The following is a 7,210-nucleotide window of genomic DNA, read 5'->3' as shown; positions in this document are numbered from 1 at the left end:
CCCCCCCCCGCTTCCGGTGGACGTGGAGCCCGATGGCCGGGTCGGGTTGCGACCACCGGGCTTCCGCACGTTCTCCACCATCGGGAAGATCGGGCACGATAGACAGAGGTCGGGCGTCTACTGTCGTCTACAAGCGTCGTCGTGCAGGTGGTGACCGGGTGAGCGAACTGGGGGCAGCGTTACGGGCGGCCCGCGAGGCCGCCGGGGTCAGCCTGGCCGCGATGGCCGCCCGCACCCACTACAGCAAGCCCTTGCTTGGTCTGTTGGAGACCGGCAAGCGCACCGTCAAGCCGGAGCATGTCACCGCCTACTCCCGCGCGCTCGACATCTCGGTGGACGCCCTGTACGGCCGCCCGGATGACCCGTTGCGGGTCGCACACGAATGGCTCGTGGCGGATACCCCCGTTGCGATCCACACCGCTTTCGGGCGCCGCGTCGGCGACAGCCTCGCCACCGAGCTGGAACGCCGCGTGATCGACCTGCGGCACCTGGACGACGTGATCGGCGGCGGCGACTTGTTCCCTCTCGTGCGCCGGGAGCTGACCGACGCCCAGCAAGTCGTCACCGAAGCCAGCTACGACCAGAACACCGGCCGGCGTCTGCTCACCGTCGTCGGTGAGCTGGCCCAGCTCGCCGGATGGGTCGCCAGCGACGCCGGTCACTACGCCGAGGCCCAGCACGTCTACCTCTCCGGCGTCTCCGCCGCCCACGAGGCAGGAAACCGCGCCCTGGCCGGGCAGTTGCTGTCCAGCCTCAGCTACCAGATCGCCAACGTCGGAAACCCCGCCGACGCCGCCCTGCTCGCGCGCTCTGCTGTCAAGGGCGCCACCGACGCCACCCCCGTGGTCCGCGCCCTGCTCCTGGAGCGGGTCGCCTGGGCCAGCGCCCGATCCCGCGACGCCGACGGCACCCGACACGCACTCGACGCGGTGGACGACGCCTACGAGGCGCGCACGCCCGGCAACCCGGAGCCGGAATGGGTGTACTGGCTGGACCGCAAGGAGATCGACATCATGGCCGGACGCTGCCTCATCGAACTCGGCGACCCCGCCCATGCCGAACCGCTCATCTCCGCCGCCGTCGCCGCCTACACACCAGAACACGCACGTGAGGTCGCCCTCTACCGCACTTGGATCGCCGAGGCCTACGCCCGCTCCGGCGAACTGGACGCCGCCTGGGCCGCCCTCCGCGCAGCCCGTAAGACCGGCCACGGCGTCAACTCCACCCGCCTGGACATCCGCATCGAACACGTCGCCCGCCTGCTCGCCACCGACGACGAACGCCAACTCAAGCGGGCCGCCACGGACGCACCCAGCTAGGCAGGTAACGCCAGGGCGGGCACGACCGAAGGCGACAGCCGGACGCAAGTGCGTGCCCGCTACCCGGTACCCGCCATGTCGACTAGCACCGCACACCGACGCCAACGGACGCAAGCCATATTCCCCGGTCAAGCGGCCCTCCGGTGCAAGTCGTCCAGGTCAGCGACTGGCCTGCTCTCAAGGCCACCATGCCTGCGCCCACCCGTCTCCGGCCACCACCCGCCACGGAGTCGCTCCGCGCCGCCATGTCTTGTTCCACGCGGTGAAGGTGGCCTTCACCGCGTGGAGACCGAGCCCATCCCGCCGCCTCGCACCCCTGGCTAGGGGATGAGTACCGCCGCTCCGTCGACCCGGCCGGCCGCGAGGTCGGCCAAAGCGCGGTCGGCGCGGTCGAGCGGATACGGCGTGGTGACCACCTTCAGCGGATGCTCGGCGGCGATGGCGAGGAACTCCCTGGCGTCGGCGCGGGTGTTGGCGGTGACGCTGCGCAGCTGCCGCTCCTGGAAAAGATGCCGCTGGTAGTCGAGCACGGGGATGTCGGTGAGGTGGATGCCCGCGAGAGCCAGCGTGCCGCCGCGGTCGAGTGCGGCGAGCGCGGGCGGTACGAGTGTGCCGACCGGGGCGAACAGTATCGCCGCGTCGAGCGGCTCCGGTGGGGGATCTGTGGCCCCGCCCGCCGAGCCGGCGCCCAGCTTCAGCGCCAGCTCGCGGGCGCTGGCGCTGCGGGTGAACACGTGGACCGTCGCCCCTCGCGCCAGCGCGACCTGCGCGGCCAGGTGCGCGCTCGCGCCGAACCCGTAGATGCCGAGACGGCCCGCGTCGGGCAGTTCGGCTCGCTTCAGCGCGCGGTAGCCGATGATGCCCGCGCACAGCAGCGGCGCGAGCTCCGCGTCGGTGTAGCCGGAGGGAAGCCGATGCGCGTACGCGGCCGGGGCGGTGACGAAACCGGCGTAGCCACCGTCGGCGTCCCAGCCCGTGTAGACCGATAGCGGACACAGGTTCTCGGCGCCACGGCGGCAGTAGCGGCACCGTCCACACGTGCCACGGAGCCACGCCACCCCGACGAGGTCACCGGGCGCGAAACCGGTCGCGCCCTCGGCGACGTCGACGACCTCCCCGACGACCTCGTGGCCAGGGACCACGCCGGGACGATGCGGCGGGAGGTCCCCTTCGACCACGTGCAGATCGGTGCGGCACACCCCGCAGGCCCGCACCCGGATGAGCAGTTCCCCGCGTTCCGGCCGTGGCGTGGGCTCCTCCCGTGCCTCGAACCCCGGATAGGGCGCGGTGCTCGGACGACGGACTCGCCAGGCCAGCATGCCGCCACTGTCGCCGCCGACGCCGGGACCGGGGAAGGGCCCAAGGTCCCCGGACCGGAGCACGCGCCGTGCCCGGTGAGGTGACGGAAGGCCCTGCTCCCGGCCGCGGCCCGCGCGGCGGCATCGAGCCAGGCCGACACCGGTGGCGGCCCCGCGGCCTGGGCCGCGCCGCGGCGCCTGAGAAACGCGCGCCCTGCGGCTGGTCGCCGTGGGCATGATCCCCACCCCATAGGGAGGCCGGTGCCGGGTTGCCGCGGGGCTTCCTCGACGACCTGCGCGCGGAGGGGTGGCGCAGGCTCGCGGAAGCGGCCGAGACGGCGGCGGAGTCCGCGGACGGCGTCGGCAGGCTCACGGTCACCACGGAGTTCCAGGTCGGCGGCGCGGTCGCCGTGCTGCGAGCATCCGCGCCGCCTCCGCGCGGATGCTCGTGGGTCGGCACACGCGGGCTGAGGACGCTGACCGCCACGCTCGTCGGCTCCGTCGCCACCGCACTCGTCTCCCACGCGCGGTGGTGTCCCGTCGCGGTCGTCCGGGGCCGCACACCGGAGGCCGAGCCACCGGCGGAGGGCCCGGTGGTGGTGCTTCGCAAGCACGAGGACGGCAGCGCCGCGCCCGCCGACGTTCCCGTGGTGGTCGGCGTCGACGGCAGCCGGTCAGCGAGGAGGCGATCGGCGTCGCCTACCACGAGGCGTCCCTGCGAGGCGTGCCTCTGATGGCGGTGAACGCGTCGCTGGACGTCGAGTACGACCGCGCGTTCAACCAGGCCCGCCGGTACTTCGAGGGTGGCCCGTACGAGAAGGACCAGCAGCGGTAGCTCGCCGAGCGGCTCGCCGGTTGGCAGGAAAAGTACCCGGACGTGCACCCCGGCACCAGCTCTGCAGCGCTCCGGCACGGCGTCACTGCTGGTCGTCGGCAGCCGGGGCCGCGGTGGTTTCAGCGGGCTGCTGCTCGGGTCGACCAGCCAGGCGCTCATCCACCACGCGCATTGCCCGGTGGTGATCGTGCGGCACGAGCGCGACGCGCATCGCGGCTGAGCCACCCCGCACGACGTCGCCGACGGGACGGCGGGGGTTGCGGAGCGGGTCGGCGCCTGTCGGCGACTGTTGTTCCAGGCCTGCCGGAACGTTATCCGCGGAAATTCCGGAAGGCGGTGTCGGATCGGGGCGGTGCTGTTCGTAGCAGGGGTGAGGCCGCCCGCGACGGGGCGGCGCCGACGGTGAGGAAGCGCGACCATGAAGCTGACGACCATGACCCAGGTGACTATCGACGGAGTGATGCAGGGGAACGGCCACGCGTCGGATGAGGACCGCAGGTACGGATTCGAGCGCGGCGGGTGGGCCCGGGGCAAGGGTGACCACGAGACCCGCGCCTTCATCAACCAGACCTACCAGCGTGCCGACGCATTCCTGTTCGGCAGGCGGACCTACGAGCTCTTCGCAGCCTCGTGGGGGTCCTTGGCGGCCCAGGACGTCCCCGGCTGGGAACCCGTCATGCGGGCCTTGAACACACGGCCCAAGTACGTGGCGTCGACCACCCTCACCGATTCGGGGTGGCCGGGCACCACCGTCCTGTCCGGCGATCTCGCAACCGCGATCGCGGACCTGAAGGCCAAGCCGGGTGGCGAGCTGCAGGTGCACGGCAGCGGCGTCCTGACCCGGTGGCTGCTGGAGCACGAGCTGGTCGACGAGCTGACCCTGATTGTGATCCCGGTGATTCTCGGCCAGGGCGCGCGACTGTTCCCGCAGACCGGTGCGGACCTCGCGCTCGAGCTGCTCGAGTCGCGCGTCGACTCGAAGGGCGTGACGATCCAGGTCTTCCGGCCTGCCGGACGCCCGCGGTACGCGCCGACGGAAGGACCCGACCGCACCACCACCCGGTCTTGACACCACAGGAGAGGATTCTCAGATGCAGTATCTCGTTTCGGTGATCCACGACCAGTCCGGCCTCGCCACTCCGGACGAGCAGACGGCGATCGACGGGTTCAATGACCGGCTCAAGGCCGAGGGCCACTGGGTCTTCGCAGCCGGTCTCGCCTCGCCCAGCGCGGCCACCGTCATCGACAACCGGGGCAGGGAGGCGCTGTTCACCGACGGGCCCTTCCTGGAATCGAAGGAGTACCTCATCGGCTTCTGGATCATCGAGGCCCCCGACCTCGACGTGGCGTTGAAGCTCGCCGCCGAGGGATCGAAGGCCTGTAACCGAAAGGTCGAGGTCCGTCCGATTTTCGACGAATGAGTGCGGCCAGAGCGTTCGCGGCCGCCCTCTCGGCGACGGGAGCGGCCCGGTACGAGGACGACCGGCGGCCCGCGCGCTCCGCCGCGGGCGGGATGGCCGCCTTCGTCCTCGGGCGAGGAGGTGTGTCATGGCGGTGATCGAGGATGTCCGCGCCCTGGGCTCGGAGCTCGAGCGCTCCTATCCGGTCTACGTGCGCGGCCGGTTGAAGTTCCGGGTCAAGCAGATCGTCTACGTCGCGTTCTCCCTCGACGAGACGGTGATGGAGTTCGCGTTCCCGAAGGAGGAGCGCGCCGCGCTCGTCGCCGGAGAGCCGGAGAAGTTCCGGCTGCCGTCGGAGTCGGACCTGCGGTTCAACTGGGTCCGCGCCGAGCTCGCCGCGCTGGATCCGGCGGAGGCCCGCGAGCTCGTCGTGGACGCGTGGCGGATGGTGGTGCCCCAGAAGGTCTCCCGCGCCTACGACCTCGCCCATCCCGGCGGTCCCGGGGAACGGCGCGAGCCCGGCTGAGCAGAGTCCGGCGCTCCGTGGGCGCGCCTGCGCGCGGGATCGAGCGTACCCGTTCAGAGCAGCCAGCGGCTGTGCTTGACCAGCTGGGCCCGGTAGCGGCCGGCACCCAGGTGTTGCCCGCGCAGACGTCGGCCAGCAGGATCGGCACGAGCGCGTAGATGTTGATGATGTGGTCGTCGATGAGGTCCGCCGACTGTGCGTTGTGGACGGTGAACGGCTCGTCGGCGTGCTGTCGCGGGCCGACCTGCTGCGCGGTTTCCTGCGCCACGACGAGGAGATCCGGCGCGACATGGTCGACGACGTCTTCGGACTGCGGCTGGGCGTTTCCGCCGGCTCGGTCGGCGTCGCCGTCGAGCGCGGTGTCGTGACGCTACTCGGTCAGCTCCCGGCCAAGAGCGACGTCGAGCTGGCGACCACGCTCACCGAGCGGGTGTCCGATGTGGTCGAGGTCCACAACCGGCTCGACTACGTCTGGAACGACCGGCAGGGCCGCGAGCATCGTTGGATCCACCTGTGACCGCGCTCGTCCGGCAGGGGCAGACGGCGTCTGCCTCCCACGGGATCTGACGGGGCGTTCGCTCCTCGCCGCGGCCGACGCCCCCGCGGTCGCCGCGGTCAGGGCCGAGCCGGTGCTCGCCCGCCGCTGGGAGATCACCGCGTGGCTCGAGTCGTTCGAGACCGCCGGGCTACCGCCCGGGCGCGCCGCGGCGGTCCGCGAGCGCCTCGCCGACGCGCTCGGCCTGATCGCCTCCCACGACGCCTACGACCACCTCACCACCGTGTGCGCGTGGCCGCACGAGGAGTACGTCGCGTGGGCCTCGGCGACCGTGCCCGCGCGGCGCCCTAGGGTGGAGCGAGGAAACAGGAGGTGCCGCCCATGTCCGAGTGCTGCCCGCCGTCCCGGTCCGGGCCGGTGGCCGAGGCGAGCCGGGGGACGAACCCCGGCACGACCCACGTCACCGACGGGCTGATCACGGTGCCGGGCGGGACCTTCCGCATGGGCACCGAGGACGCCGACGGGTTCCCCGACGACCGCGAGGGGCCGATCAGGAAGGTGACCGTGGCGCCGTTCGCAATCGACCCGTTCTGTGTGACCAACGCCCGCTTCGCCCAGTTCGTGGACGCCACCGGATACCGCACCGAGGCCGAGAAGTTCGGCTGGACCTACGTCTTCGCCCGCTTCGTCCCCGCTGAGCTGCGCAAGCGGTCGCCGAGGCCGGAGGGGACGCCGTGGTGGTGCGCGGTCGGGGGAGCGTACTGGAGGGCACCGGAGGGCCCTGGCAGCGACGTCGAGGCGCGACAGGACCATCCCGTGGTGCACGTGTCGTGGAACGACGCGGTCGCCTACTGCGCGTGGGCCGGGGTGCGGCTGCCGACCGAGGCCGAATGGGAGTACGCCGCGCGCGGCGGCCTGGACCAGAAGCGCTACCCGTGGGGCGACGAGCTGACCCCGGACGGCGAGCACCGGTGCAACATCTGGCAGGGCAGGTTCCCCGTGCGGAACACCGAGGACGACGGCTACGCCGGTACCGCGCCGGTGGATGCCTTCCGCCCCAACGGGTTCGGCCTGTACAACACCTCGGGCAACGTCTGGGAGTGGACGGCCGACTGGTTCGACCCGAGCCGGACGAACCGGGCGATGCGCGGCGGCTCGTACCTGTGCCACGACTCCTACTGCAACCGGTACCGGGTCGCCGCGCGCACCGGGAACACCCCGGACAGCTCCAGCGGCAACCTCGGCTTCCGCGTGGTCGCCGACGTGAGTCCCTAGGGGCCTTGGCGGGCGCGCGTCGGCTCAGCACTGCATCAACAGCGCTGGGTCAGCACTGTCA

At 71.9% G+C, this 7,210-nt stretch carries 10 protein-coding genes; 9 read left to right on the top strand and 1 reads right to left on the bottom strand.

Features of this window, described 5'->3' with window-relative positions; translation table 11 throughout:
• The first annotated feature begins 158 nt into the window (after nt 1–158).
• Nucleotides 159–1,319 (top strand): helix-turn-helix domain-containing protein, encoded by a 1,161-nt coding sequence (locus DI005_RS29485; protein ID WP_228713663.1) that lies wholly within the window; start codon nt 159–161, stop codon nt 1,317–1,319.
• A gap of 320 nt (nt 1,320–1,639) precedes the next feature.
• Here DI005_RS29485 and DI005_RS29480 read toward each other — a convergent pair whose 3' ends face one another.
• Nucleotides 1,640–2,638, bottom strand: a complete 999-nt coding sequence (locus tag DI005_RS29480) for a zinc-binding alcohol dehydrogenase family protein (RefSeq protein ID WP_113644310.1) — start codon at nt 2,636–2,638, stop codon at nt 1,640–1,642.
• Nucleotides 2,639–2,886: 248 nt separating this feature from the next.
• Between DI005_RS29480 and DI005_RS39255 the strand changes: the two genes are divergently transcribed.
• From DI005_RS39255 to DI005_RS29450, 8 genes are all read left to right on the top strand, one after another.
• Complete coding sequence (locus tag DI005_RS39255) at nt 2,887–3,351, top strand: universal stress protein (RefSeq protein ID WP_233520362.1); 465 nt, start codon at nt 2,887–2,889, stop codon at nt 3,349–3,351.
• A gap of 69 nt (nt 3,352–3,420) precedes the next feature.
• Nucleotides 3,421–3,672 carry a universal stress protein gene (locus tag DI005_RS39780; protein WP_369973630.1) on the top strand — a complete coding sequence of 84 codons (252 nt, stop codon included), beginning with the start codon at nt 3,421–3,423 and terminating at the stop codon, nt 3,670–3,672.
• Between the two features lie 198 nt (nt 3,673–3,870).
• Nucleotides 3,871–4,521 (top strand): dihydrofolate reductase family protein, encoded by a 651-nt coding sequence (locus DI005_RS29470; protein ID WP_113644309.1) that lies wholly within the window; start codon nt 3,871–3,873, stop codon nt 4,519–4,521.
• A gap of 22 nt (nt 4,522–4,543) precedes the next feature.
• Nucleotides 4,544–4,873, top strand: coding sequence for a YciI family protein (locus DI005_RS29465; protein ID WP_113644308.1), 330 nt, complete (start codon nt 4,544–4,546; stop codon nt 4,871–4,873).
• Nucleotides 4,870–5,010, top strand: a complete 141-nt coding sequence (locus DI005_RS38365) for a hypothetical protein (protein WP_158303062.1) — start codon at nt 4,870–4,872, stop codon at nt 5,008–5,010. Before DI005_RS29465 ends, DI005_RS38365 begins: the two co-directional genes overlap by 4 nt.
• Nucleotides 5,001–5,378, top strand: coding sequence for an MmcQ/YjbR family DNA-binding protein (locus DI005_RS29460; RefSeq protein ID WP_112269818.1), 378 nt, complete (start codon nt 5,001–5,003; stop codon nt 5,376–5,378). Before DI005_RS38365 ends, DI005_RS29460 begins: the two co-directional genes overlap by 10 nt.
• A gap of 169 nt (nt 5,379–5,547) precedes the next feature.
• Complete coding sequence (locus DI005_RS29455; RefSeq protein ID WP_113644307.1) at nt 5,548–5,895, top strand: BON domain-containing protein; 348 nt, start codon at nt 5,548–5,550, stop codon at nt 5,893–5,895.
• A 360-nt stretch (nt 5,896–6,255) separates the two neighbouring features.
• The gene (locus DI005_RS29450; protein ID WP_113644306.1) at nt 6,256–7,149 is read left to right on the top strand and encodes a formylglycine-generating enzyme family protein; all 894 of its coding nucleotides are present in this window, start codon (nt 6,256–6,258) and stop codon (nt 7,147–7,149) included.
• Nucleotides 7,150–7,210 lie beyond the last annotated feature (61 nt).

Origin of the sequence: Prauserella sp. PE36 (genome assembly GCF_003311655.1) — a bacterium.
Lineage (GTDB): Bacteria > Actinomycetota > Actinomycetes > Mycobacteriales > Pseudonocardiaceae > Prauserella_A > Prauserella_A endophytica.
Note: the sequence above shows the minus strand (reverse complement) of the source record. Positions and strands in the feature narration are given on the sequence as shown.

Bases quoted from the DNA above. Each gene is read 5' to 3' on its own strand.
- DI005_RS29480 (WP_113644310.1), bottom strand. From the start codon at position 2,638: ATGCTGGCCTGGCGAGTCCGTCGTCCGAGCACCGCGCCCTATCCGGGG.
- DI005_RS29470 (WP_113644309.1), top strand. From the start codon at position 3,871: ATGAAGCTGACGACCATGACCCAGGTGACTATCGACGGAGTGATGCAG.
- DI005_RS29450 (WP_113644306.1), top strand. From the start codon at position 6,256: ATGTCCGAGTGCTGCCCGCCGTCCCGGTCCGGGCCGGTGGCCGAGGCG.
- DI005_RS38365 (WP_158303062.1), top strand. From the start codon at position 4,870: ATGAGTGCGGCCAGAGCGTTCGCGGCCGCCCTCTCGGCGACGGGAGCG.
- DI005_RS29460 (WP_112269818.1), top strand. From the start codon at position 5,001: ATGGCGGTGATCGAGGATGTCCGCGCCCTGGGCTCGGAGCTCGAGCGC.
- DI005_RS29465 (WP_113644308.1), top strand. From the start codon at position 4,544: ATGCAGTATCTCGTTTCGGTGATCCACGACCAGTCCGGCCTCGCCACT.